This is a genomic window from Capnocytophaga gingivalis, assembly GCF_002302415.1.
Classification (GTDB): Bacteria; Bacteroidota; Bacteroidia; order Flavobacteriales; family Flavobacteriaceae; genus Capnocytophaga; species Capnocytophaga gingivalis.
In genome coordinates this window covers 1,925,784-1,952,198 of record NZ_CP022386.1, presented here as the reverse complement: position 1 = coordinate 1,952,198, position 26,415 = coordinate 1,925,784, and the positions used below count along the sequence as shown (strand labels likewise).

Below are 26,415 nucleotides of genomic sequence, written 5' to 3'. Positions count from 1 at the left end.
TCTTTGTTAAAGTCCGACACGTAAAGTAAATATCAATCGCTTGGGAGAGATAGGGGTGTATCCATTGGCCAAGTAATCAGGATCATCGCCATTGAGCCTTTTATCGGCATAGAGCAGAGCTACATTCGTTGCTTGTAACTTCAGACTAAGCTGGCGGATACGAGTCTCACGCAAGAAATCTTTGTCAAAAGTATAACCTAAAGAAATTTCTTTTAGGCGGATATTGTCTCCCTTAGCGATACGAATATCGGAATAATCATAGGTGTTGTAGGCCTGAGTGATTTCAGAATAGCCGTAGCTGTTCTGCATATAGGTAGTATATACCACAGGGATATTGGTCTTGTTCTCATCGCCTATATACTGCCAACGGTTGTTAAGCTCACGAGGGATATTACCATAATCGGTATAGATATTGCTAAGCTTTCTTAGGCGCACCACATTTCCATAAGAATAGGTAAAGACCACTCCAAAGGAAAGCCCTTTGTAATTAATCGTATTGCTAAGACTTCCTCTATCGGTAGGAATGAGGGTACCAGAGTACTTAAGGAAGTCTACATTGCGACTATCAAAACGGATTCCACTGATGGTAGAGGCGTTGTTTTCATCCAAAAAAGTAGGAAGTCCTCGGTCATTAAGCCCATCGAATGGCACCGAAAAGAGTGATTTTAGAGGATAGCCTGCACGGGAGAAGCCCCCTTGGGAAGTGGCACTGGTAGAGTAACCTATCATATCACGAATGGTAGGAGTGGTAAGGAGCTTAGCAATCTCATTCTTTGCTCTTGAATAGATGAAAGAAGTCTTCCAAGAGAAATCAGGAGTTTTGATATTGGTTGTTTCCAGACCTACTTCTATCCCGCGAATGCGCATCTCGGCCATATTCCCTTTTTTAGTGGTGAAACCTCCTGTCCCTTGGGTTACGATATCCCCAATAAGGTCATAGCTTCTACGGTTGAACCATTCTACAGAGAGGTTGATCTTATCCTTAAGAAGTCCCAATTCTGTACCGAGGTTCAGCTCCTGATTCTTTTCATAAGTAAGATCATGGTTGGCTATATTCTGAATCTCAAGCCCTAATTCACGCTGAGAAGAGTTGCGCCAAGGATTATTAATGTATAGCTGAGCTAAGGAGTTGCTCACCGAAGGAGCCACTGCGGTCACCCCAAAAGAAGCCTTGAAGCTCAAGTGAGAAAGAGGCTTGAGGTGGTTAAAGAACGCTTCCTGAGTAACATCCCACTTCACCCCTGCATTCCAAGTAGGCATCCAGCGAATATAGCGAGAAGGCCCAAAAGCATTGGAAGCATCATAGCGCAAAGTACCATTGGCAGTATAGCGCCCTTTGTAGGTATAGGAGGCATTCCCGAAGAAAGCTTGGTTGTTGTTCTCTGTATCGGCAATAGTATAGTAGTTTCTGAACTCTTCCTGCAATTTTTTGAACATCAGGTGGGAAAAAGAAGCATAATTCCCTGAGTTATAGAGCACCCCATAGTTTCTATTCAAGTCATTGGTATTCTTAGCGTTGTCCATCTCGAATCCTCCGAACAAGGATACAGCATGTAAGCCATTATCGAAAGAATCATTATAGCGGAGTGTTGCTCTAAAGTTGTTCGCACTGGAGGTTCTATCCCTCTTCTCGCGAATCCCTCCCTTAGGAAGCACCACCACTGGTAGGGCAAAGGGGTCATTAGGATCCTTGTAGAGGTTGGTATTGTTGTCTCTTACGGTAGAATTGGGCATCGCACGGTAGGAAAGTACCCAGTTGGCATTCTCCTTATACTCTGTCTTCTGAGTATTATTTTGGTAGCGAATAGCGCCCATTACTGCGGCTTCCACCTTAGGGGTAATCTTCCAAGAGAGCTGTGCTTGTAGGCGGAGCGTTGCTATATCTGTATCTATATAAGCATTGTCCTTCTCATTGAAAATATTATAAGGCGCATAGTTCATTGTATAATACTGCTTAGCATCTAGGACACGAGAGCGAGTAAGTGCATAATTATACATATCCTGAATAGGAGTAGTCTGGTCTCGGTAGGAAAGGTCTGTGATGACATTCAGGCGCACCTTGGACGAAAGGTTATAGTTGGCATTGAGGTTTCCTGAATACTGATTAAGAGAGTTTCCCTTCTGCCAACCTGGGTCAGTGAGTACACTTAGGGAAGCATAGTAGGTAGACTTTTGGCTTCCTGAAGAGAAAGAAAGTGTATGATTCTGCATGACACTGGTTTGGAAAAGCTCCTTAAACCAATTGGTATTTCTTCTCTCAGCGGCCTGTAGGTAAGCACGACGACCTGCCTCAGTATTGAGTACCTGAGAGTTACCATTTTGATCAAGCTCATAGAAGAGTTCGTACATCTTCCCTACCACTCCTTTGTTCTTCTGAGTAACTACTGTCTGAAATTCATAGTGACCGCCCTGCATAAGCTCTTGTATGACGGACATTTGGTCTTGAGAGTTCATGATGTTGTACTGTCCGTAGGTAGGAATAAAGCGGAAAGTGGACTCATTGGTATAAGTAATAGAGCTGCTTCCTGCAGTACCTTTTTTGGTAGTTACCACCACGACCCCCGCGATGGCACGAGGTCCATAGAGCGCTGTTGCAGAAGCATCCTTCAGTACCCTAAAGCTATCAATACTTTCGGCAGTAAGCCCTGGTATGGCAGCCGCAATAAGCATTTTAGCATCGTCAGAGACGAGATCTTCTGGCTTGAGATCTATCTCATCCTGAAGGATCACTCCATTGAGTACCCAGAGCGGCTTGGTCTCTCCAGAGATAGAGGTCTGCCCACGGGTATTGGTGTTCATGGGAGTAGCCGCCTCTTTCTTAGCATTTTTGTCTTCCTGAGGAAGGAGTACCACATCCACCGTAGCGGAAGTAGGCATAAGCTCTTGTGTCTGTAATCCCTGTAGGGAGAAGACCAAGGTCTGTCCTTTGGTAAGAGTGAGGGTATAGATTCCCTCAAAATCAGTGTGTGTACTAGAGGAAGTGCCCTTGACACTTACCAGTACCCCTGCCAGTGGCTTTGACTTTGCGTCCTTGACCACCCCAGAGACTTTCAGCTCCTCTTGAGCGAAGGAGGTGTAACACACCCCTAAGAAGAGCAGTAGCATGCATAGCGTTTTCAATCTCAGTGTATTCATGTTCTTATTATATTTCTGTACTTTTTATAGAAAAACCCACTCTTTCTCAATGATAGTAAGTTTTCCCAAAAACGGACACAAAAATACAAAAAAAATCGGAATTATAATACATTTTAACACTCACAAATCTTTGAAATAAAAAAATACAGATGTTCCCACAACCAACTGATTACAAAGGTTTTAAAAGAAAAATTTCTATAAAAAGAAAATAACAAAAAGAGAGACCGCTTTTAAGCGACCTCTCTTTGTTTTTAATTAAGGAAACTTTGATTATTTACTAAGGAGAAACCACAAATTAGGATCCTTGGTACTAGTAAGTAAATAATAAGTATTGTACTGAGTAGCATCCACTGCATAAGGACCTTTTTCAGCTATTCTTCTATAAAGTCTCACTAATGGAGAGAAATATTGTATATTGTTTTGGTAATCTCCTTGACTATAAGCGACATTATTAGAAGGACCTTTTAAGACCATTTGTACTTGGTCTGGATGCTGAGGTACTCCCTGAAAATCCACTTCATAGAATGTCCATACCCCTCCATCATAAGGTGATACATAGGAGATATATTTAGCGAATCCTGCAGTTGATTCACTATCACTTCCTTTTATATTCTTCACATAGAGATATGAATCCCTTAGCAAGTCATACCAAGTCTGTTGGCGGGCAATTTCCGCTTTTGCTTCCTCATACATAGCAAAGATACCATCAGAGACATAACCATATTCTTTATTAAAATATATTTCCTTCGTATTATCATTAATCTCTATAGGAGAAGATACAAAGTTTGCCGCAATAGCTCCATCAGGAGTGGTAAGAGCTGTCTTAGTATCATTGATATAGAATTCATCTATAGAAACCCCTCCTATAACCACAGGTTCATAGAGCTTAATCCCTTTTTCTGTATAGATATAGGCTCGCTGTACTTTCTGATCATCATACGAAAAAAGCAATTGTCTATAGCCTGGAGAAAGATTTAGATTCACCGTTTTCCCTCCTATTGTGATAGGATTAAGTGCCTTTCCTACAAATAGCTGTATATGCTCACGTATCTTGTTCAGATAAGCTTCTCGATTACCTGAGAATCGGCTCAGAGTCATAAGGTTTCTCGAAGTTCTTCCCTGTAGAGTATAGGTATCTCCTTCCTTTTTTATGATATCATAGAAAATATCTCCTCCACGTGCATTGGGATGTTGTGCTGAAGTTGTCCTAAAATGATGAAGTACCTCATTGTATGTATCAAAACTGATAGAAAGATTTTCAGCTAACTGATAAGAATAAAAAGACTGCTGTTCTTCATTGGTTGTCATAAATTCAGAGGAAGCAACGACCTTTCCATCATTGAGTTTTAGTAGAATATTATATCCACCTATCCCTCTGTGTACATAATCAGTTGTTTCCAAACCTTGTCTATATACCTCTGGATAACAAGACAACAACCAATATCCATCATATTCTAATACTTTTTTATTCTCGTTAAGCTTGTCGGCAGTACGTTCTGCTGGAGTCTTATCGAATACATCTTCTTGTCTATACTCACAAGAAGGCAATAAGAAAGCTCCCAAAAGAAATATAATATATTTTTTCATATCTTATTAATTATTAGGTAAAACAGAGAAATCTTTTCTTAGCACTTGATCACCATCGAAATTTTTTCCTACTACAGAAGGATAACGACTACGTATTTCTGCTCTCAATTCATCCAAATTAATATTCCATTCATTGGTGAGGTAGCTTTTGATAATAGCTATTTTTTGTTCTATCTTCTGCTTTCCTGTATAAGCCTCTGTAGAACGGATCTTAGCATCAGCCGCTTTAAGCTCTTCTTCCCATACTTTGGTAGAGAAATAGTTTCGATAGGTATTGGGATTTTGTAGTGTCCCATAATTGACAAATTTGGCTTTCCAAGCCTGATACAATGTATCATTAAAGCCATCAGAATCACTATCTGTTCCGGGATGAGAGGCAATATCGCAACCACAATCCAAAGAAGCATTGTAATACACTATATAGCGTGCAATCATTTCTACAAAATCTTCATCCTTGTCAAAGGAAGAATAAGCTGTAATAAATCCTGCCTTAAGGTAATCATCTCCTGCCCATACAGACCAGTTATCCCTCTTGTAATCTGAAGCTGAAACTCGCTCATAGTCCGATGTAAAGAGCTTAGACTGATGCCATGTATGTGCATTCTCGTGATAGAGTGTTGCTAGTACATTCTCATTAAGATAATAGATATTATCTGTCTTGATATGATTCATTTCCAGAAGATGAATCTTAACCCCTGCTACAGCAAATCCAACATACTTATTCCCATTAGGAGCAAAAGCAGGTTCACCTATAAGAATTACTGTATTGAAAGAATGCTCCTTCATAAATTGTTTAGAGGTAATCTTAACATAGGGCTCTATAAAAAGATAATTGAAGACATTGGAGAATACAATGGCTTTTTCATACTTAGTAGGGGTAAAAGTATACCCTCTATTAATTTCACGCTCTAAGAAACGATAGATAATACGAATCCCATAAGGTTTTGCAAAATCTTTTTCTAAACGATCATCCAAGGGAGTATGTGTATCCATCACTTCTGTTCCTTCTTCTCCTCCAAGCTTGCTGTCAGAAGAGACTTTATCATTACTACAACCAAAAATAAAAGGGAGTAAGAAAAGTATATATAATATTTTTTTCATAAGTACAAGGTATTATTATCTAGGATTGGGTTGCATTCCAGCTTTGATAGAAGAAGCTGGTAATTGAATAGCTCTGCGTTGGTCTGTTGCAGGAAGAGTTGCCTTGAGTTCATTCAAGTGTCGATCCACATTATCTGTCTGAAAACGAGGTACTTCTATATTGTATCGCTTAACATCTTGCCAGCGCAATCCTTCTCCAAGAGTTAGGATACGACGACACTGTAGAAGGTAGTGTAAAAGAGGTTCTTGTACACCATCATTAACGATAGTAAAGGAAGGATTCAGATGTTTCTTCTGAGTAAGACCATCCTGCGTGTTTTGTGAGTAAGCCATCGCATTATAGAATGCTGTCACTTGATCCAAAGTTACTTCATTGCGAGAGGAATATCCTAAAATGGTCTTCTGTTGAATAAACTTAGAAGTCCAAAGATTCAAATCCTTTAAGGCGGCTTGGTAATCTCCTAAATGTATTTTAGCCTCTGCACGTACCAGAAGAGTCTCATCGGTAGTGAATGGAACAATCACTGTTCGAGAGCTACTTCCTGTAGAAAAGATAGGGAATTTATCAAAAAAGACAGTACTATTACGGCCATTATCCACCTTGATTGGAGTAAACCAATAAAATTCATAACCATAATTATTCTTTCCAGACAATCCATTAGGATCCCATACATTCTTTGCCTCAATGGTTTGCGTCTCAGCGATAAATACATTATGAGTATAACGCCTTTCTGACCCTTGTGTATAATAGGCGGTAGGAAGTTGTGACTGAATAGGAAGAAGCAATAGATTAGCCACTATATCCTCACGCGTATAGTACAAGGCTCTACTTCCTTGATTGGTACTTCCTGCCTTATTGACATCGCGGAAATCCTCCCAATTCCTGAGCAAAGATTTAGTGGTAACATCATTGGTAGTTAGCACTACATTGGCAGCATCCAAAGCCTTTTGCCATTGTTGGTAATATAGGTAGAAACGAGCCGCAAAAGCATAAGCAGCCTTTTTGTTGAAGTGGTACTTAGGCATTTGATAGTAACTATCATCTATCAAAGGAAGACCTGCTTCTATATCCGCAGCTATATTCTGATATACTTGAGCTACAGTACTTCTACCATATTGGGGATTAAGCTTTGTCTCTGAAGTGAGGGCATAGGGAATCCCTAAGTCTGTACTACTTGTAGTAGGATTATATGCCTTACAGAAAGTATTTACTAATTCAAAATGACCATAAGCTCTGGCCAATAACGCTTCTCCCTTAGCGGGGTTCAGACTACTCTCATTCCCCAATTTAGCGATCGCTTCTAAGGCTTCATTTGCATGACCGATGGCACTATAATTATATGCCCATACGTACTCTAACCCTTCGTAGTTACCATATTCATTGATAGTCTTCCAATAAGCTACCTCATCGGTAAGATAGTTGAAATTGGTTACAATAGTTCCATTATCAGCTATATTGTCACTGGAATACTCATCAAGCATCATAGCACTTGCTCCAGGATATGCATTGACCAATACGCGTTTTATTCGTTCAGGAGAATTAACAGGAACTTGGCTATCTGGAAGTTCATCTAACAAATCATTACAAGAAGTCAGTAAGGAAACTCCTATTATAAAGTATATTATTTTTTTCATTATTGTCTAATTTTAATGATGATTAAAGTCCAACACGTAAAGTAAAGATAAGTCGCTTAGGAGGTATAGGGGCGTATCCATTAGCCAAATAATCAGGGTCATCTCCGTTGAGCTTTTTATCTGCATAGAGCAAGGCTATATTGGTAGCCTGTAGCTTGAGACTAAGCTGACGAATACGGGTCTCACGCAAGAAATCTTTATCAAAAGTATATCCTAAAGAGATTTCTTTGAGTCGAATATTATCTCCTTTAGCGATACGGACATCAGAATAATCATAAGTAAGATAAGCTTGATTCATTTCCTTCCATCCATTGAAAAGTCTTTGATACATATAAGTGGTATAGAGTACTGGAACATCTGTCTTATTCTCATCTCCTGCATATTGCCAACGATTATTAAGTTCTCGTGGTACTGCTGAATAGTCATTATATACATTTCTCATACCTCTGAGTCGTACTACATTTCCATAAGAATAGGTTAGCACCACTCCCAAAGAAATCCCTTTATAATGGAATGTATTGCTAAGACTACCCTTGTCAGTAGGAATAAGTGTTCCTGAATATTTTAAGAAATCTACATTCTGACTATCAAAACGTATTCCATTGATAGTTGTTTCTCCATTTTGATCTCTGAAAGTAGGAAGTCCTGAACCATTCAATCCATTGAAAGGAACTGAGAAAAGAGACTTAAGAGGATAGCCTTCTTTGGCAAAACCTCCTTGCGAAGTAGCATTTTGAGAATTATAGCCCACCATATCCTGAATAGTAGGATTCGTAAGAAGCTTAGTAACTTCATTAGTGGCGCGAGAATATACAAAAGAAGTCCTCCAAGAGAAATCAGTTGTTTTGATATTTGTGGTTTCCAGTCCTATTTCCAACCCACGAATACGCATCTCGGCCATATTTCCTTTCTTGGTGATGGTACCACTAACCCCTTGTGTGGTAATTCCTCCTATAAGATCATAACTCTTACGATTGAACCATGCTACTGATAGGTTAATACGATCGTTAAAGAGCCCGAATTCTGTGGCAAGGTTCAACTCTTGATTCTTCTCATAAGTAAGATCATGGTTGGCTGTATTGGAAATGCTTAGCCCCAATTCTCTCTGAGAAGAGTTTCGCCAAGGATCGTTAGTATATATTTGTGACAATGAATTGCTTACAGAAGGAGCCACTGCTGTCACCCCAAAAGAAGCACTAAAGCTTAAGTGAGAAAGAGGCTTGAGGTGTTCGAAGAATTTCTCCTGAGTTACATTCCAGCTGAGCCCTGTATTCCAAGTAGGCATCCAACGAATATAGGGTGATGGACCAAACTGATTAGAAGCATCATAACGCAAAGTACCATTAAAAGTATAGCGATTTTTGAATGTATAAGTAGCGTTCCCAAAGAAAGCTTGGTAGTTGGTAATAGTATTACCTATACTATAATAAGTATAGCCTTGTTCCTGCCAAAACTGGAACCACTTGTAGGAATAAGTACCATAATTTCCAGAATTATACAATACTCCGAAATGGTCTGTCACATCATTAGTATACTTAGCATTATCCATCTCAAAGCCTCCAAAAAGAGCTAATGTATGAAGGCCATTAGCAAAGGAATCATTATAATTAATTGTGGCTCTGAAAGTATTGGCTGTAGTAGTACTCTCTGTCTTTCTACGAATACCTCCTTCTGGAAGAACAGATATAGGCAAAGCGAAAGGATCATTAGGGTCTTTGTAAAGATACTTATTATATGTTCTTATCAAAGCATTTGGCATATATCTGAATGAGTTTGCATAGTTCGAATTCTCATTCTGTTCTCTATTGCTTATATTGGATTGGTAACGAATAGCCCCCATTAGAGTTGCCTTTATTTTAGGTGTAATCTTGTATGTGAGCTGAGCTTGGAGGCGCAATGTTGCTACATTGGTATCAGTATAAGAATTGTTCATTTCCTCCAAGGCATTAAAAGGAGTATATCGGTACTTATAGTGTTCCTTAGGATCCAAAAAGCGGGGACGAGTAAGAGCATAATTATAAAGAGTTGTTCCCGCTATAGTTGGTGTAGATTGTGAACGATAAGAAAGGTCTGTGATTACGTTCAAAGCAAACTTGGAAGAGAGGTTATAGTTTGCATTGAGATTTCCTGAATATTGAGAATAGGTAGTATTCTTTTGCCATCCTGGGTCAGAGAGTAAGCTCAAAGAAGCGTAATAAGAAGATTTCTGGCTTCCTGAAGAGAAAGAAAGTGTATGGTTCTGCATAATGCTTGTCTGGAAAAGTTCCTTAAACCAGTTGGTATTTCTCTTTTCTGCAGCTTGCATATAGGCCAGACGTCCTTCAGGAGTATTGGGCACTGTGAAATTCCCATTATTATCCAAAACATTATGTAGTTCATACATTCTTGCTATCAGTCCTTTTCGCTCCCAAATAGAAGTAAAGTCTGGAGTAAGATGCCCTCCTCGTATGAGTTCTTGTATGACAGACATTTGGTCTTGAGAGTTCATAATGTTGTATTCGCCATAAGTAGGGATAAAGCGGAAAGTAGATTCATTAGTATAGGTAATACTACTGGAACCGGCTGTACCTTTCTTGGTTACTACCTCCACAACCCCTGCAATAGCACGAGGCCCATAGACAGCTGTGGCTGAAGCATCCTTCAGTACTTTGAAGCTCTCAATACTCTCAGCAGTAAGACCTGGAATGGCTGAAGCAATAAGCATCTTAGCATCGTCAGAGACGAGTTCTTCTGGTTTTAGATCTATATTATCTTGGAGAATTACCCCATTGAGCACCCAGAGAGGTTTTGCCTCCTTAGCAATAGAGGTTTGTCCACGAGTATTGGTATTCATAGGAGTACCTGCTTCTTTTTTAGCATTTTGGTCTACCAAAGAGAGAAGAATAACATCTACTGTGGTAGAAGTAGGTGCAAGCTCCTGGGTCTGCATCCCTTGTAGGGAGAAAACCAAAGTTTGTCCCTTGGTAATAGTCAAGGTATATAACCCTTCAAAATCGGTGTGTGTGCTTTGTGAAGTGCCTTTGACACTTACCTGCACCCCTGCGAGTGGCTTGGACTTGGTATCCTTGACTACTCCAGAGATTTTCAGCTCCTCTTGCCCAAAGGAAGTATAACATACCCCACAGAAGAGCAGTAGCATAAATAACATTTTCAGTCTCAGTGTATTCATATGTGTTTTTTTGTATTTCCAACTGTAAAAGGATTTTTCCTTAAAAAATTTAAAAAAGTAAAAAAGTAAATCCTTTCAAAAAAGCAGACAAAAGTACGAAAAAAAACGGGAATATTATACATTTTAACACACAAAAAACCTTATAACAAAGGACTTTTAGGTGTTTTTTAAAATCGCTGATTTAGAAAATATTATAAAAAAAGACCTCTCTATAAGAGAGATCTTTTCTCAAGGTTTATTATATTTTTCTTTATTTTTTTACTAAGAACCACACATTAGCATCACCAACCGAAACAAGGCGGTAATATTCACTCGAATGATTTTCAACTGTATAAGGTGCACTCCTTACAAGAATTTCTGCAAGCCATATAGCTGGATCCTTAAAGAAGTATAAATAATTCTCTTTAGAATCCTGAGGGCCCTTACTCAAGAATTTGACTTGAGTAGGAGCACCTGCTACTCCTACGAAATCTACCAGATAATAACCAGACCAACCGCTGCCATCTTGTGTTGTTTCTACTATTTCTATTCCTGTAGCATTTTCTCCCTCATTCCCTGTCATAGGGACAAGTTTCACTTTCTTCGACAGAGTTCCCCAACTAAAGATATTTTCTGCCCAACCCTTAGCTGCTTCATATTTTTCTATAAGATAAGGAGAAGCCTTAGAATCCTCAAAACTTATAACTGTAGAATTAGTTATAGTCAAGGGAGAAGGCACTAAGGCTGATGAGAAATTTCCATCTGGAGATACTAAGGCTGTTTTATCTTCATTGAAATAAAGTTCAGAGAGGGTAACATTATTAATACTTACTGGCTCATAGAACTTAATCCCTTTCTCTGTAACGATAAAGGCTTGTTGCTGATACTTAGTATCATTTTCATAGAGAAAAGCTATCTGACGTGTAGTTGGGAAGAGTTCCAGTTTTACTTGAGTTCCTCCTATACTAATAGGAGAAAGTCCCTTACCCAAGAGTTTGTCACGATTTTCTCGAATCTTATTTAGGAAAGTCTCTCTATCGGTAGTGAGTTTTGAAAGGGTCATGATATTTCCATTCCTTTTTCCTCTAAGGGTAAAAGTCTCCTTTTCCACCTTATCAATAAAGAAGTCTACTTCTCCTCCTCTAGCATCATGATAATTGGTTGTAGAACTAAAGAAGTGGTGAATGATATTTCCTTTGGTATTGAAACTTAAAATAGGGAATTCAGATATGTTATAAGAATAATAAGTTGTTTCCTCTCTATTGGTAGGTACTACTTCTGAGGAAGCCGTTACTTTACCTTCAGAGAACTTCAAGATAAAATTATATCCTCCTAAGGAGCGGTGATACTTAGGAAAATTAATTGTCGAAGGGAAAAGAGTTGATAGGTAAGGATACACCCAAAAACCTTCTTGATAGTCTTCAGGATAGTAAGTAAGCAACCAATAACCATCATGTCCTTCTAATAATTTTCTAGTATTTTGAAGGCTAGAGAGTATGCGCTCTTTGGGATTTTGGTCAAAGACAGGATCTTCCTTATATTCACAAGCTGTAAGGAAGAGCAAAGCAAGAGATGCTATTATATATTTTTTCATATTACAATCAATTATTATTAAGACGTGCAAAATCTTTTTTAGGGACTTCATTTCCTTCAAAATCTTTACCTACTACATATTTGTATCGGCTACGGATTTCAGCACGGAGGGCATCAAGGTCAATATTCCAAGTAGTAGAGAGATAATTCTTCATAATCGCTATTTTTTGTTCTATCTTCTCTTTTCCTGTATATTGTTCTGTATCACGGATTTTTTCATCAGCGGTTTTTAGCACTTCTTGCCATATCTTTGCTGATTCATTATTCATTTCATCCCATTTTTCACTATCCACATAATTATAACGCTTATTCCTCCAGTTATAATAATCATCAGCATCATAACCATCGGGTAAGTTTTGTAAATCAGGATTTGTGGAGTTTTTACCCCACTTAGTTTCATCTGTAGTTTTGCAGTTACAACCGTCCAAATCAGCATTAAAGTATACAATATAGCGAGCCAAAAGCTCTACAAAGTCCTCATCCTTATTAAAACTTGAATAAGTTGTAATAAAGCCTGCCTTAAGGTAATCTGTTGTTCCATAGCTTCCCCAAGCAGATACCCAGTTTCCTCCTTTGTAGTCATTGGCTGAGACTTGTTCGTAAGCGGGAGAAAAGCGGATAGCTTGGTGCCATGTATGTGCATTTTCATGATAAAGGGTCACTAAGAAGTTGTCATTTAACCAATAGATACTATTGGGCTGTATATTATCAATCTCAGTAAGATGGATTTTTACCCCTGCCGACGCTAATCCCACATTCTTAGAGCCATCGGCATTGAAAGCAGGATCTCCCAATAACAACAAGATATTAAAGGAATGCTCCTTAAGAAATCTCTTAGAGGTAACCTTGATATAAGGTTCTATAAATAGATAATTAAAAATATTAACAAACTCTATAGATTTATCATATTTTGCGGGGGTATAAGTATAGCTACGAAAGGTTTCCTCATCCGTAAAACGATAGAGGATACGGATATTATAAGGCTTCTCTATGTTTTCATAGAGATAATTATCCAATTCGCTCTGATGATTTATATTTTTATCATGCAGTACAGAAGGTGTAAGTTCACTTTCATCAGGAATTTTATCATCTGCAGTACAGCTTATGAGGCCTACTGCCAAAAGAGAATATAGTATCTTTTTCATAAGTTCAATATTTATCTTGGATTGGGTTCCATTCCTGCTCCTAATACCTCGTCAGGAAGTTGGAAAGTGTTTCTATTATCTCCAGAGGTAAGGATATCTGGCACTTGGTAAGCACCACTATTTCCATATTTTTGGTAACGAGGTACTTCTATATTATAGCGCCTAACATCCTGCCAACGAAGGCCTTCGCCCAAGGTAAGGACACGACGACATTGTAATATATATTGTATCATAGCTTCCTGATCTGAGCCTTCTACAAGGGTGAAGGATGGATGCAAATGCTTTTTCTGAGTAACTCCCTCAGGAGTATTAGTAGCATAATCTATAGAATCATAGAAGTCCTTTACATTTTGTATGGTGAAGCCTGTATTTATATGAGCGGTACGTACCCCATTTTGTTCCTTATAATCGGTAATATAAGCCTTCGTCCATAAGTTAAGATCATCCATTGCTCCTTGTAGGTCAGAAAGCATTACCTTGGCTTCAGCTCTCACTAAGAGGGTTTCATCGGTGGTGAAAGGTACAATAATCGTACCATAGTTGGAGCTTGATCTCCTAAAGCGTGGAAACTTACCTACATTGACTATATCAATATATTTTCCCCCTGTAGTATTCACAAAAGGGGTAAACCAATAAAGCGGATATCCATTATTTGCATTAAAGGCATCTTGATCCCAAAGATTCTTCGTTCCCAAAGTTTGGTTATTAGCCACAAAAGTATTGTGGGTAAAGCGAGCATCGTACAATTCATCCAAGTAATAAGCCTCTAACATATTAGTAAAGGTAGGTTGTAGCATAAGGTTAGCCCCAATACTTTCCTTAGTATAATACATAGCAAAGTTATTCTTTGTAGAAGAACCTACATTGGCTCCATCTCTAAAAGCTTTCCAATTTCTAAGAAGTTCACTTACATCTCCACTTAGCACTACATTAGCAGCATCTAAGGCTTTCTGCCATTTTTGATAATAGAGATAGAAACGTGCTGCAAAAGCATAAGCCGCTTTCTTATTGAAGTGATACTTAGGTAATTGGTAATAACGATCCTCAATAAGAGGAAGTCCTGTTTCCAAGTCACTTTCTATCTGTTGATATACCTGAGCGACAGTGCCACGGGGATATTTTACGATTAGGTTTTCTTCAATAGTCTTGGCATAAGGAATCCCTAAATCAGTATTACTGGTGTGAGGGTTATACATTTTAGAAAAGGTAGTTACCAAGCAAAAATGAGCATAAGCCCTTATAAGTAGAGCCTCCCCTTTGGCAGGTTGTAATTCCTGTGTATTTCCTAACTTTTCGATCGCTTGTAGGGCTTCATTGGCCAAGGAGACAGATTCATAATGATATTGCCAAAAATTATGAAGTCCATCAGTATCCCAATATTCCTTAATAGGTTTCCAATAAGCGGCTTCTATGGCAAAGAAAGGAATCCCAGGCACATTTGCTCCATTATCAGCTATATTATCGGAAGCCAACTCAGTGATATAAGTATTGGTAGTTTTAGGATAGGCACTAGTAAGTATATTTTTAATTTTTTCAGGAGTATCTATTTGTTCTACCCTATTATCAGAGAGTTCGTCTAATTTATTACAGGATGTCAAGCCTATGGCTATCATCCCTATGAGTAAAAGTATCTTTTTCATGTTGGAGTAATATTTTAATTATAAACCAAGACGCAAGGTGAAAATAATTCGCTTAGGGGCTACATAAATTCCTGTAGCACGAAAGTCTGGATCATCTCCATTGAGTCGCTTATCGGCATAGAGCAAGGCAACATTGGTTGCTTGTAACTTGACACTGAGCTGGCGAATACGTGTTTCCTGCAAGAAATTCTTATCAAAAGTGTATCCTACAGAGATTTCTTTTAAGCGTATATTATCTCCCTTGGCGATACGTACATCGGAATAATCGTACGCACGATAAGCATGTTCTGTAAGATTTTTATAATCATAATTGTATTCTTGAGCAGAGGTATAGATAGCAGGGATATTTGTTTTCTTCTCATCTCCTGCAAATTGCCAACGATTCTTTAGTTCATTAGGTAAGGTAGTAACGTCCGAATAAAGACCACTATAGATACTGCTTACATCCCTTAGGCGTACCACATTACCCCAAGAATAGGTAAATACTATCCCAAAAGAAAGTCCTTTATAGTTGAAGGTATTGGAAAAACTACCTTTGTCTGTAGGAATAAGAGTTCCTGAATATTTTAAGAAATCTACATTTCTTTCTTTCATATCTACCCCAAAATGAGTAGGATTTCCATCAGGCCCTATGAAGGTAGGTAACCCTTCACTATCCAAACCATTGAAGGGTACTGAGAAGAGTGAACCCTGAGGATACCCTTCGCGAGCAAAACCTCCTAAACCACTATAACCCACCATATCTCCTACAGTTGGAGCTGTATTCAGTTTGGTAATTTTATTGATTGCTCGAGAATACACTAAGGAAGTTTTCCAAGAGAAATCTTCGGTTTTTATATTGATAGTTTCTAATCCTGCTTCTAAACCTTGTGTCTGCATCTGGGCTATATTCCCATATTTGGAAATCTGTCCTCCTACTCCTTGAGTAATTACAGATCCTATCAAGTCATAACTCCTACGCTTGAACCATTCTAAAGATACATTCAAGCGATAATTCAGAAGACCAAACTGAGTTCCTACATTGATTTCTTGTGTCTTTTCATAGGTAAGATCACGATTTGCTAAATTAGAACGATAGATTCCTTTTTCTCTGACAGAAGAATTTCTCCAAGGGAGATCGTAATAAAGCTGAGTGTAAGAATTAGTAGCATAAGGCGAAACAGCGGTCAGCCCCAGAGAAGTATATATATTGAGATAGGAAAATACTGGAGTAAGATGCGTAAAGAATTTTTCCTGTGAGACATCCCAAGTAAGTCCTACATTCCAAGTAGGCATCCATCGGATCAGACGCGAGGGTGCAAACTGATTAGAGGCATCGTAACGTAAAGTACCATTGAGTGTATAACGGTTGCCATATGTATAGGAAGCATTCCCAAAGAAGGCTTGATTATTATTGACTGTATTAGAAATATTATAATAGCCCTCCGAACGTTCTTGTAAATATTTTAAGAACAAATAAGAATACGCTTCTAAGTGACCAGAATTAAAGAGTACCCCATAATTATGATTCGTATCGTTAGAGTTTTTAGCATTATCCATATCAAACCCTCCATAAAGGTTCAATAGATGAAGGCCATCTGAGAAAGAGTCGTTATAGTTAAGAGTAGCACGGAGGTTATTCCCATTAAAAGTAGTAACCTGCTTAGTACGTTTTCCTCCTTGAGGCATCACTATCTCAGGGATTGCAAAAGGATTGTTAGGATCTTTGTAAAGATAATCATTATTTTCTCTTATACTTTCATTGATAGCACGATAACTCTGAGCTATATTAGAGTCTTCTGTTATATCTGTATTATAGACCCCTGACTCATAGCGGATAGCTCCCATGAGAGTAGCCTCTAGCTTAGGAGAAATCTTATAACTGAGTTGCGCTTGTAAGCGCAAGGTTGCCAAATCAGTCGTCATAAAGTTATTTTCTCTTTCTCTATGAATATTGAAGGGGGCGTAGTAGTAGGCATAATCATCCTTAGGATCCATAGTACGTGGTGTTCCTAAGGCATATTCATACATATTCTTACCATTACTTCTTTTTTCCTGATAAGAAATATCTGTAATCACATTGAGACTAAGTTTGGAAGAAAAATTATAAGTAGCATTAAGATTACCTGCATATTGGGTAAGTTCTTCTCCTTTTTGCCAACCTGGATCACTAAGTACACTCAAGGAGGTGTAATAAGCAGATTTTTCTCCTCCTGAAGAAAAAGACAGCGTATGGTTCTGCATTACACTGCTCTGGAAGAGCTCTTTGAACCAGTTGGTATTCCTATGTTCGGCTACTCTCATATAAGCCAAGCGACCTTCTTCGGTATTGGCCACTCTTGGATTTCCATTGGCATCCAAAATATTATAGAGTTCATACATCCTCCCGACTGCTCCCTTGAGGGTATAGGTTTTATAGCTTTCGGTAGGCATCATCCCTTTTCTCATCATCTCTTGTACAAAAGACATCTGATCCTGAGAATTCATGATATTATACTGTTTGTAGGAAGGGATAAGTCGGTAAGTGGATTCGTTAGAATAAGTAAAACTACTGGAGCCTGCGGTACCTTTTTTGGTAACAACTTCCACGACTCCTGCAATAGCACGTGGTCCATAATAAGCAGTAGCAGAAGCATCATTGATCACTCTAAAGCTTTCAATACTCTCAGCTGTAAGTCCTGGAATAGCAGAGGCTATCAATGACTTAGCATCGTCGGAGACCAAATCCTCTGGTTTGAGGTCTATATCTCCTTGAAGAATCACGCCATTGAGCACCCAAAGAGGCTTTACTGTTTGAACAATAGAAGTCTGTCCACGGGTATTGGTATTCATAGGAGTCCCCGCTTTTTTCTTAGTTTCCTCTTCTCCCTGAGCTAAAAGGGTAACATCCACTGTAGCTGAGGTAGGCGTAAGCTCCTGGGTCTGCATCCCTTGTAGGGAGAAAACCAAAGTTTGTCCCTTGGTAATAGTCAAGGTATATAACCCTTCAAAATCGGTGTGTGTGCTCTGCGAAGTGCCTTTGACACTTACCTGCACCCCTGCCAGTGGCTTGGACTTGGTATCCTTAACCACCCCAGAGACAGCCAGCTCTTCTTGCGCAAAGGAAGTATAACATACCCCACAGAAAAGCAATAGCATAAACAATGTTTTCAGTCGCGATGTATTCATATGTTCTTCTGTATTTTTTCTTAATGAAACACTTATTTTCATCGTTTTACAAGTAAAACTATAAAAATAATTCTTCTTTAAAAACAGACAAAAGTACAAAAAAAAACTACACTGACTATACCTTTAATAAAAAATTAACCTTATTATAAAAGACGCTACCATTTTATTGTATATATTTAACATATTTATAGCTTTGAATCAAATAATCTCAAGAAAACTGTCATACAAATTAAAAAAATACAATCATATCTCTTTTTTGATGGTTTGTATATTTTTTCATATCTTGCACCCAACTATGGGGAACTACCTTATCATAGATAAAAGAACAAATTGTCTCTTATACAAGGACAAATTGTCTCTTATACAAGGGCGAATTGCCTCTTATACAAGGGCGAATTGCAATTCGCCCCTACTTTGGGGACGCTTATTTTCGTAAAACCCTCTATTTAATCATGATAAAATGAGAAAAAATTTGTAGATGCACTTTACAAGAAAAGAAAAATAGTTATGAAGACACTCCAATGGTTGATTTTGACCGAGGCTCTGTCTTTTATCAGTTAGATATAAAGGAGAATAGGCTAAATACAAAAGAAAACATACTACTTACTCGAGAGATTGTTGTAGAAGATTCTATCTTTGGAGGAAAAGAAAATAGAGATAACTGGAACAGAGCTTTTGCTTAGATTGTGATAACAATTAGGATATTTACCCTCTTAAATTCTTTCAGTAGCATACACAACAACATGTATCCAAATCCTTATACAAGTCCAAACATTTTCCCAAGAAAAGCACTTACTTTATGCAACCAACCCTTATCCTTGACATTCCCTAAGAACCATTGTTCGAACTTAGGGTACTCATATCCCTGTGCTACACACACCTCTACTATAAGCTCATATTTCCGATCACAGCTCAGGCGATAAAAAAAGTCTATACTCTCATCAAAGAACTGTACCGCATGTAGGGAGATATGCTTCTGCAAACATTCCTCAGAGACAAGAGGTTTATTCCTGGTCTGATTATAAGCATTGAAGCGCAATAACTCCTCCTTTGCTAAATATTTTCGTGCCTTCAGATCCAACTGGGAAAGATAAGGCAACAAATGATTGGCAGCCTCCAAAAGCTGCTCCAAACTATAATGAAGCTTATCCAAGAGAATATCCACCCGATGCCCCTTATAAACAAGACCAATCTCATAGGAATCCGGGACTGTCTTCCTCTCTTTTAAGTCATTAATTTCCAATAATTTCATGTGTTTTTTATTTTAGATATTCTATATACCTCTTTTCAGAAGTTTTTCTTATGCAAATATACGAATCTAAAACGAATTTATTTATAGGAATTTTTATAATTTTATCTTATTTGATAAGTTAAATATTTATAAAATAGATACAATTCTCTTATTACACTGTTTATTAAAAGTTAAATAAAAAATATTACATCCTCTATTTGAGAAATATTTAATTTTTTTTTTATACATTTGCCGCATATTTAGAAACTTTTTAAACTAAATGATTTATGGACAAATTCGAAGAAAAACAACCTAGTGGAGAAAGCAAATTCGTTCGCGTTCTCAGTGTTTTGGCTGCTGTTATGGCAGTAGCTATGTATGTAGCTTACATTGACCAAATTCAAAAAACATGGGGTGATGCTAAAGGAGCTTGGATACAGCCTTTTGTTGCAGGAATCAACTGTAGCTTGTGGGTTGCTTATGGTTTCTTAAAACGAGACAGAGACTACCCTATCATATTCGCCAACCTTCCTGGTATCATACTTGGATTCCTTGCTGCCTACTCTGCAGCGTTCTAAGATAGGTAATAACGGAAATCAATAGTTAAAATATGATTCACTAACTTTCTAAGATGCAACTTATTGTGTCTTACGAAACAACTTATTGTGTCTTAACGAATTGAGCCACACAATCATTGCCTACTTAAATCCTAAAAGCTTCTTTTTTCTTTTGAAGGGCTTGTACAGCCGTTTTTGGAGTGAGATGTCCCGATTTGTCTGCAACAAATGAGCTTCAACTGTAGTAGGAATTGTTGTAACTTCTGTTGCTACAACAGTGACCTTTCCCTCTTGAGCCGCAATTTCATAAGGGACAGCATCAGGAGTCACATCCTCACCTGTTGTAAATTCCTGTTCTTTCTGAACAGAAGTTTCTCCCACAATAGTAGTATCAGCAGTTGCTTCAAGAGGTATTTGCTCTGGAGCAACTGCTTTTTTCTTAGTCTCTTTACGATCCCAACCTTGTAAGGTCATGATAGCCTTAATAGCTGCAAGCTGTTCACGTACAACAGGATAGACTGTTTTTTCGCCTTGTGCTATTGCTTCTCCTGAGGCGATACGTAGCAAAATCTGTAATATCTGTTCTTTCATCTCGATTATATTTTTACTTTTGAAAACGATGCAAAATTACAACATTTTAGATATAAAATCAATACAATAAAAAGTTAAATATAGAAATTTATCTTTCGCCCCCTATTTTGACTCATCATTCACCTTCTTACAATTGTTTATTATAGTTTTTGTTTATAGTGATTTAGTTTTGTTATCAATAAAAACTATATTCATATAAATAAAAAAGATAGCAAAAGGCTTGCTTTCTTGGGATAAGGTTGTACCTTTGTCCTGTGAAATTTAAAAATTTATAATCATGAGTTTTAATAGTTTAGGGCTTAAAAAAGCCGAAGTAGAGAAAGAAATACATGCATTGAACATTCTTCTTTCTAATTATCAAACCTATTACCAGAACTTGCGCGGTGTGCATTGGAATATAAAGGGAAAACGTTTCTTTGAACTACATATCAAGTTCGAAGAGCTATACAATGCCGCTCAGGAGCAGGTAGATGAAATTGCCGAACGTATTCTTACCCTCGGTGGAGTACCTTTCAACACCTTGGAAAGCTATGTAAAGCATGCTACAATTCCTGTAGGAGAGAATGTTTTTGACGATGACAAAGCGGTTCGCCTTGTGATAGACAGCCTTGTAGCCCTACTCCCTCTGGAGAGAGAACTCCTCGAACTCTCTGACAAGGCAAATGATGCAGGTACCAACTCTCTTATCAATGATTTCGTAGTAGAACAAGAGAAAAACCTCTGGATGCTTAAGTCCTACCTGAATGAAGCTATCTAATTAAAACGAATTACGTAAGATAGGTTACCAAAATTCAGACACAACAGACTCATATATTGGGTTTGTTGTGTCTCTTTTTTTGCCGAGAGTAAAAAATAAAGGGAAGAAGTCTACCCTTACTCCGAGATAATCTCTTCATAAGGAAAGTTGATCAGATATACCTTTTTCTTAGCTCGGGTCAGGGCTGTATAGAGCCAACGAAAATAGGCCACACTCTGTCCTTCTGGCAAAAAAGGTTTTTCCACAAAGACACGCTCCCATTGCCCCCCTTGACTCTTATGACAAGTGATTGTATAGGCATACTTCACCTGTAGAGCATTGTAATAAGGATGTAGCTTCATATTCAGTGGAGCTATTTGCCCAGTCTGCTTGTTGTATTCCTGCATAATAGCACGATATAGGTTGTTCTGCTCTTCAGAGGAAAGAGCTGGCAAAGGACTCTCCAAAGTATCCAAGAAGACAATGGTTTCTATAGGATCCAGCTCGGGATAGTCTAATAGGCGTACCAATATATGTGCAAAGGTGAAGCCATAGCGCTTCTCTACATGGCTAATTTCAAGCACCTCCACCGTATCCCCATTGGCGATAAAGCCTGCCTGAGAGGTACTATCCACCCAGCGGTAATTATTTTTGACCACCATAAGTAAGTCCCCTACAGATAGGGGAGCATCATATTCGAAGACTACCTTCCTAATTTGTTGGTTATATTCCACGGCTCGCTTGTTAGAGCGAACAATAAAGCAGGTCTCCTCTACCCCACATTGGTTATAGGCTTCCATCAAGGCTTCTTCCAAATCATAGGATGTCTGTAAAGGAATAACATCGGTGAAGGGAGAGGTGCGGATACGAAAATTGTCCTTGAACTTTTCTATACGTTTTCTCAAGCGGGTAGCATTATAGAGAATTCCTGATTTTTTAGCCTGTCTGACCACATCTGTAAGGATTCCCTCACTAACTTCTTTGTGATAATAAAAGGACAATCTCTCATAATCAAGAGCAGGACTCATTGAGGTATGTACAGGAGGGAGCTGAGCAGAATCTCCTATAAGCATAAGGTAGCAATGATCCCCTGTATAGACAAACTCAATCAGATCAGAGAGCAGTGAGCGCCCTGCGAAACTGGCTTCCTCCCCTATCATAGAGGCCTCATCTACTATAAACAAGGTATGAGAAGCCTTATTATCCCTAAGAGTAAAAGAGAAATCTCCCCCTTCTCCCATTGGGCGATAGATACATTTGTGTACAGTAAAAGCCTTCTGACCCGCATAGGAGGCTATCACCTTGGCTGCACGCCCAGTAGGAGCCAGTAGCACCACCCGAACAGAAAGTTCCTTGAGGGTTTTGACCAGAGTATTGACCAGAGTTGTCTTTCCTGTACCCGCAAAACCCCTGAGGAGAAAGAGCTTTTGTTCCTCTTCCTCCTGAGAGAAAAACTCTGCAAGTTCCTCTAATACAACCTCCTGTGATTCGGTGGGCTCCCATGAAAAATGACTTAAAAGTAGATCATAAATATCCGATGCATCCATAGGCTAATAAATGATTTCAAAGATAGTAAAAAAAATCTTTTGCAAAAAAACTTTTTTATTAAAAATTTTATTGTATCTTTGCTCTTTGCGAACTTAATACAAAATACATAATTATATGAGAAGAGGTATTCAATTTGGATTGCTGATAATCAGCACTATAGGGTTCTTTTTAATATACAAATCTATACAAGCACCCATTGAGTTTGAGAAAGAAAGCAAGGCGCGCTATGCAGAAGTAATTGCCAAACTTAAGGATATTCGTAAGAGTGAAGAAGCCTATGAATCCATTCATAAGACCTATACCAACAATTTCGGTGAGTTAGAAAAATTCATCGAGACCGCTCATTTTTATATCACAACCAAGAAAGATACCAGCTGGGTACAGTATGACCCACACCTCAAGATAGATGTGCCCAAACAATCTGTCAAGACAGATACTATAGGAAAAATATCTGTAAAAGATTCTTTGTTCAAGGACAACGAACGATACAAACAGATGTCTTCAGTAACTATCAGAGACAGACAGATTCCTTTGACTATAGAAACAGGGGTGATCTCTCGTGAAGGAGATGTAAAATTCCCTGTCTTCGAGGTAAAAGTACCTAAAAAAGACATTCTCAAGGGATTAGACCAAGATGAAATAGAGCGAGAACTACAAAAAACGGGGGTTAATGATGTCAAAGGTGCCTATGTATCTGTAGGTTCCTTGACCGAAGTCTCTACCAGTGGAAACTGGCCTTCTTATTACAACGAAAGAACAGATAAAAAAGGTGCCGCAAGAAAATAACTTACATATTGAGTTTAAAAAGATGTCCATTCAATTGAATTTGGATGGGCTTTCTTTTTGTATCTTTAACCCAGCTCTTTCATGTATAGAATCCATCTATCACCTACCCCTTCCCCCTTCCATGCCCGCGCTTGTCGTAGAACAAGAGATCCAGAACTACCTCAAGGAAGAGCACGCACTCTGTCAGGACTTCGATACTATCAAGGTACTGCACAACAATGAACAGTTTGCTTTTGTTCCTGAAAAATATTTTGTCACAGATCACCTCTTTGAGTATCTCAAGTTCAATGTTACTGAATACCACAACCAGATCATCAGCCATGACACTCTCAAGGACGAACAGATGGTCAATGTATACATCCCCAATGCCTCTATCAACCGTATCCTGAGGGAGACCTATGGGATATTCGAGTACGAACACCTGACCACTACCCTACTGGGCGTACTGCTGATGCACAACCCCCAGAAGAAAAATGCTGTCTATGCACATTTCGACAAAGATGCTTTTCACTTAGTGATTTTCAAAGAAGGACAACTAGCTTTCTTCAATCGTTTTGCCTTTGAGGAGCCGATTGATATGCTCTACTACCTACTCTTTTCCTTGGAACAGCTCTCTATAGATACCGAAACGACCCCTTTGTACCTCTTGGGAGACATCATTCGTAACTCTGAGCGATATTACCTTATATATAAGTATGTGCGATTTATCTATTTTCTGCCTCCTCAGAAGAACAATCCTTTCTGCCAAAATATGGATCCTACCTTAGCGCGACAGAACTTCATTCTTACCCATACTTTCTGAGTAAAAAAGGAGTGAAGTTAGCAACTCAGAGCTGGATATGAATTGAAAAAAGGAAAAGCAAGTATGGCTCATTCACTATTTACCATTAACAAACTCCCTTAAATAATTAACAATTAGCCATTAACAATTAACAATTATACATTGATTTATTCTGTATCTTTGCACTGTTGAAATAGAACCTTATAACTTAATACCAAACATGAATAATCCAGACTTGTTACAACGAGTAGAAACAGCCTTAGCCGAGATACGTCCTTACCTACAGAATGATGGGGGAGATATTTCCCTTATCGGAATAGAAGATGATAAAATAGTGAAAGTAAAGCTATTAGGAAGCTGCCTAAGCTGTAGTGTAAACCAGATGACCCTCAAAAGCGGAGTGGAAATGACTATTAAGAAATACGCTCCTGAGATAGAAAAGGTTGTAAATATAAGCTGAAAAAAGTTAATAATTGTTTAGTGAATCTACCCCCTTAGAGAGCATAAGCTCTTAAGGGGTTTTTTCTTGAAAACGTGACTGTTATGGAAAAAGGAAATCATTTTTTTGCTCATGGAAAATTGCTCCTTACTGGGGAATATGCGGTCTTGGACGGAGCACTTGCAATAGCCCTTCCTACCCAATATGGCCAAGAGATGCACATTACCCCCTCCGAGAGGGAAGGTATTTTCTTCCGTAGCCTTACCCAAGAGGGAACTCCCTGGTATGAGGGACAACTCTTTGTAGGAGATACCAATCCTATCACCCAGACCTTAGAGCGAATCCTCTCCCAAGCCCAGAGAATGCAACCTAACTTCCTTACAGACCAATCAGTACACGTAGAGACAAGATTGGATTTTCCCAGAGAATGGGGATTGGGCTCCTCCTCCACCCTTATCTGTATGATTGCTCAGTGGGCAGGGGTAGACCCTTATGAACTGCTCTGGAATAGCTTTGGAGGAAGTGGGTATGACATCGCTTGTGCAAGAGCCTCTTCTCCCATTCTATACCAATTGACCGAAGGCAAAGCCAAAGTATATCCTATATATTACAACCCTCCTTTTGCAGCTTCCTTATTCTTTGTCTACCTGAACAAAAAACAAAACAGCCGAGAAGGAATTGCCCTATACCAAGGGCTAAAGAAAAACAAAAAACCTCTCGTCACACAGCTTAGCCAGCTTACAGAAGAGATCTATCGCACCCACTCTTTGGACACCTTTTCCAAGCTCCTTAGCGAGCACGAGGCCGTACTATCAAGCTACCTAAGACTCCCTACTGCAAAGGATTCCCTATTCAAGGATTTTTCAGGAACCATCAAGAGCTTAGGAGCTTGGGGAGGCGATTTTGTACTGGCCATAGGGGAGGAAAGCTATATAAAGGAGTATTTCATTAGCAAGGGGATGCAAACAATCCTCCCCTTTGCACAAATGATACTTCCTACGGATAGGGAGCCAATATTACCTCCAGCCCATCAAGCTCCTCGGTAATAGGAATCTGACAGCCTAATCGGCTGTTTTCCTTAGTATAAGAAGTCTCAAAAAGCATCGCTTCTTCCTCCGCTCCTACCTCAGGGAGGGGGGTATCACTTACTATATAGCATTGGCAAGAGCCACACATGGCCATGCCTCCGCACACTCCTATCTCGCCATCCTCGGCAATAGCATAGGCACGAATCACTTCCATAAGGGACATATTCATATCGGTAGGCGCCTCTACTTCAAAGAGTGTTCCCTCTCTATCGGTTATTTTTAAGGTAACTTCTGCTGACATTTGTATTTGGTATGAGAGTGCAAAAGTACAAAATTAATGATTAATGGCTAATGATTAACGAGCAATAACATATGAATATTTTATTATATCATTGACAGACAGTGATTTGTGAAAAAAATAAAAAAATAACACAAAAAATATTTGTCAATTCAAAAAAAGATAGTATCTTTGCACCCGATTACAAAAGGGTTCTTAGCTCAGCTGGTTCAGAGCATCTGCCTTACAAGCAGAGGGTCACTGGTTCGAATCCAGTAGGACCCACACTTTTGTTTAGAAAAAAATTTTA

Annotated in this window: 20 protein-coding genes and 1 tRNA gene; 8 read left to right on the top strand and 13 right to left on the bottom strand. The window is 38.7% G+C overall.

Annotated features, from left to right (window positions below):
- Positions 1–6: 6 nt before the first annotated feature.
- The 9 genes from CGC50_RS09195 to CGC50_RS09155 all read right to left on the bottom strand — a co-directional run bounded on the left by CGC50_RS09195 (position 7) and on the right by CGC50_RS09155 (position 18,131).
- Entirely contained in the window at positions 7–3,135 is a 3,129-nt protein-coding gene (locus CGC50_RS09195) for a SusC/RagA family TonB-linked outer membrane protein (RefSeq protein ID WP_232781092.1), read from the bottom strand.
- Between the two features lie 270 nt (positions 3,136–3,405).
- Complete coding sequence (locus tag CGC50_RS09190) at positions 3,406–4,722, bottom strand: DUF4302 domain-containing protein (RefSeq protein WP_095910591.1); 1,317 nt, start codon at positions 4,720–4,722, stop codon at positions 3,406–3,408.
- Positions 4,723–4,728: 6 nt separating this feature from the next.
- Positions 4,729–5,823 (bottom strand): substrate import-associated zinc metallohydrolase lipoprotein, encoded by a 1,095-nt coding sequence (locus CGC50_RS09185; RefSeq protein ID WP_095910590.1) that lies wholly within the window; start codon positions 5,821–5,823, stop codon positions 4,729–4,731.
- A gap of 15 nt (positions 5,824–5,838) precedes the next feature.
- Positions 5,839–7,458: a RagB/SusD family nutrient uptake outer membrane protein gene (locus CGC50_RS09180; RefSeq protein WP_095910589.1), complete on the bottom strand. Its 1,620-nt coding sequence runs from the start codon at positions 7,456–7,458 to the stop codon at positions 5,839–5,841.
- Positions 7,459–7,480: 22 nt separating this feature from the next.
- A complete protein-coding gene (locus tag CGC50_RS09175) occupies positions 7,481–10,627 on the bottom strand; it encodes a SusC/RagA family TonB-linked outer membrane protein (RefSeq protein WP_232781091.1) in 3,147 nt (1,048 codons plus the stop codon).
- Between the two features lie 250 nt (positions 10,628–10,877).
- Entirely contained in the window at positions 10,878–12,200 is a 1,323-nt protein-coding gene (locus tag CGC50_RS09170; RefSeq protein WP_157909447.1) for a DUF4302 domain-containing protein, read from the bottom strand.
- Positions 12,201–12,207: 7 nt separating this feature from the next.
- Positions 12,208–13,344 (bottom strand): substrate import-associated zinc metallohydrolase lipoprotein, encoded by a 1,137-nt coding sequence (locus CGC50_RS09165; RefSeq protein WP_095910587.1) that lies wholly within the window; start codon positions 13,342–13,344, stop codon positions 12,208–12,210.
- 11 nt (positions 13,345–13,355) lie between these two features.
- Positions 13,356–14,984: a RagB/SusD family nutrient uptake outer membrane protein gene (locus CGC50_RS09160; RefSeq protein ID WP_095910586.1), complete on the bottom strand. Its 1,629-nt coding sequence runs from the start codon at positions 14,982–14,984 to the stop codon at positions 13,356–13,358.
- Positions 14,985–15,002: 18 nt separating this feature from the next.
- The gene (locus CGC50_RS09155) at positions 15,003–18,131 is read right to left on the bottom strand and encodes a carboxypeptidase-like regulatory domain-containing protein (RefSeq protein WP_232781090.1); all 3,129 of its coding nucleotides are present in this window, start codon (positions 18,129–18,131) and stop codon (positions 15,003–15,005) included.
- Positions 18,132–18,652: 521 nt separating this feature from the next.
- Between CGC50_RS09155 and CGC50_RS13790 the strand changes: the two genes are divergently transcribed.
- On the top strand, positions 18,653–18,814 hold the full coding sequence (locus CGC50_RS13790) for a hypothetical protein (protein ID WP_157909446.1): 162 nt from the start codon (positions 18,653–18,655) through the stop codon (positions 18,812–18,814).
- A 74-nt stretch (positions 18,815–18,888) separates the two neighbouring features.
- On the opposite strand, the gene CGC50_RS09150 is transcribed toward CGC50_RS13790, so the two are convergent.
- Positions 18,889–19,383, bottom strand: a complete 495-nt coding sequence (locus CGC50_RS09150) for a DUF2262 domain-containing protein (protein ID WP_095910584.1) — start codon at positions 19,381–19,383, stop codon at positions 18,889–18,891.
- A gap of 266 nt (positions 19,384–19,649) precedes the next feature.
- Here CGC50_RS09150 and CGC50_RS09145 point away from each other — a divergent pair, with 266 nt between their 5' ends.
- Positions 19,650–19,940: a SemiSWEET family transporter gene (locus CGC50_RS09145; RefSeq protein WP_095910583.1), complete on the top strand. Its 291-nt coding sequence runs from the start codon at positions 19,650–19,652 to the stop codon at positions 19,938–19,940.
- 120 nt (positions 19,941–20,060) lie between these two features.
- Here CGC50_RS09145 and CGC50_RS09140 read toward each other — a convergent pair whose 3' ends face one another.
- Positions 20,061–20,510: a hypothetical protein gene (locus CGC50_RS09140; protein WP_095910582.1), complete on the bottom strand. Its 450-nt coding sequence runs from the start codon at positions 20,508–20,510 to the stop codon at positions 20,061–20,063.
- A gap of 277 nt (positions 20,511–20,787) precedes the next feature.
- Here CGC50_RS09140 and CGC50_RS09135 point away from each other — a divergent pair, with 277 nt between their 5' ends.
- Positions 20,788–21,267 carry a Dps family protein gene (locus CGC50_RS09135; protein ID WP_095910581.1) on the top strand — a complete coding sequence of 160 codons (480 nt, stop codon included), beginning with the start codon at positions 20,788–20,790 and terminating at the stop codon, positions 21,265–21,267.
- Between the two features lie 116 nt (positions 21,268–21,383).
- On the opposite strand, the gene CGC50_RS09130 is transcribed toward CGC50_RS09135, so the two are convergent.
- Complete coding sequence (locus CGC50_RS09130; protein WP_095910580.1) at positions 21,384–22,793, bottom strand: ATP-dependent DNA helicase; 1,410 nt, start codon at positions 22,791–22,793, stop codon at positions 21,384–21,386.
- 115 nt (positions 22,794–22,908) lie between these two features.
- On the opposite strand from CGC50_RS09130, the gene CGC50_RS09125 reads away from it, so the two are divergent.
- The 4 genes from CGC50_RS09125 to CGC50_RS09110 all read left to right on the top strand — a co-directional run bounded on the left by CGC50_RS09125 (position 22,909) and on the right by CGC50_RS09110 (position 25,846).
- Positions 22,909–23,580, top strand: coding sequence for a hypothetical protein (locus CGC50_RS09125; protein WP_095910579.1), 672 nt, complete (start codon positions 22,909–22,911; stop codon positions 23,578–23,580).
- Complete coding sequence (locus CGC50_RS09120; protein WP_314083047.1) at positions 23,519–24,382, top strand: DUF3822 family protein; 864 nt, start codon at positions 23,519–23,521, stop codon at positions 24,380–24,382. The genes CGC50_RS09125 and CGC50_RS09120 overlap by 62 nt, the downstream gene beginning before the upstream one ends.
- Positions 24,383–24,581: 199 nt before the next feature.
- Positions 24,582–24,821, top strand: coding sequence for a NifU family protein (locus tag CGC50_RS09115; protein ID WP_002668797.1), 240 nt, complete (start codon positions 24,582–24,584; stop codon positions 24,819–24,821).
- An 83-nt stretch (positions 24,822–24,904) separates the two neighbouring features.
- A complete protein-coding gene (locus CGC50_RS09110) occupies positions 24,905–25,846 on the top strand; it encodes a GYDIA family GHMP kinase (RefSeq protein WP_095910577.1) in 942 nt (313 codons plus the stop codon).
- Here CGC50_RS09110 and CGC50_RS09105 read toward each other — a convergent pair.
- A complete protein-coding gene (locus CGC50_RS09105) occupies positions 25,797–26,129 on the bottom strand; it encodes a 2Fe-2S iron-sulfur cluster-binding family protein (protein WP_095910576.1) in 333 nt (110 codons plus the stop codon). The genes CGC50_RS09110 and CGC50_RS09105 overlap by 50 nt on opposite strands.
- Before the next feature lie 186 nt (positions 26,130–26,315).
- Here CGC50_RS09105 and CGC50_RS09100 point away from each other — a divergent pair.
- Positions 26,316–26,390 (top strand) — tRNA-Val (locus CGC50_RS09100).
- Positions 26,391–26,415 lie beyond the last annotated feature (25 nt).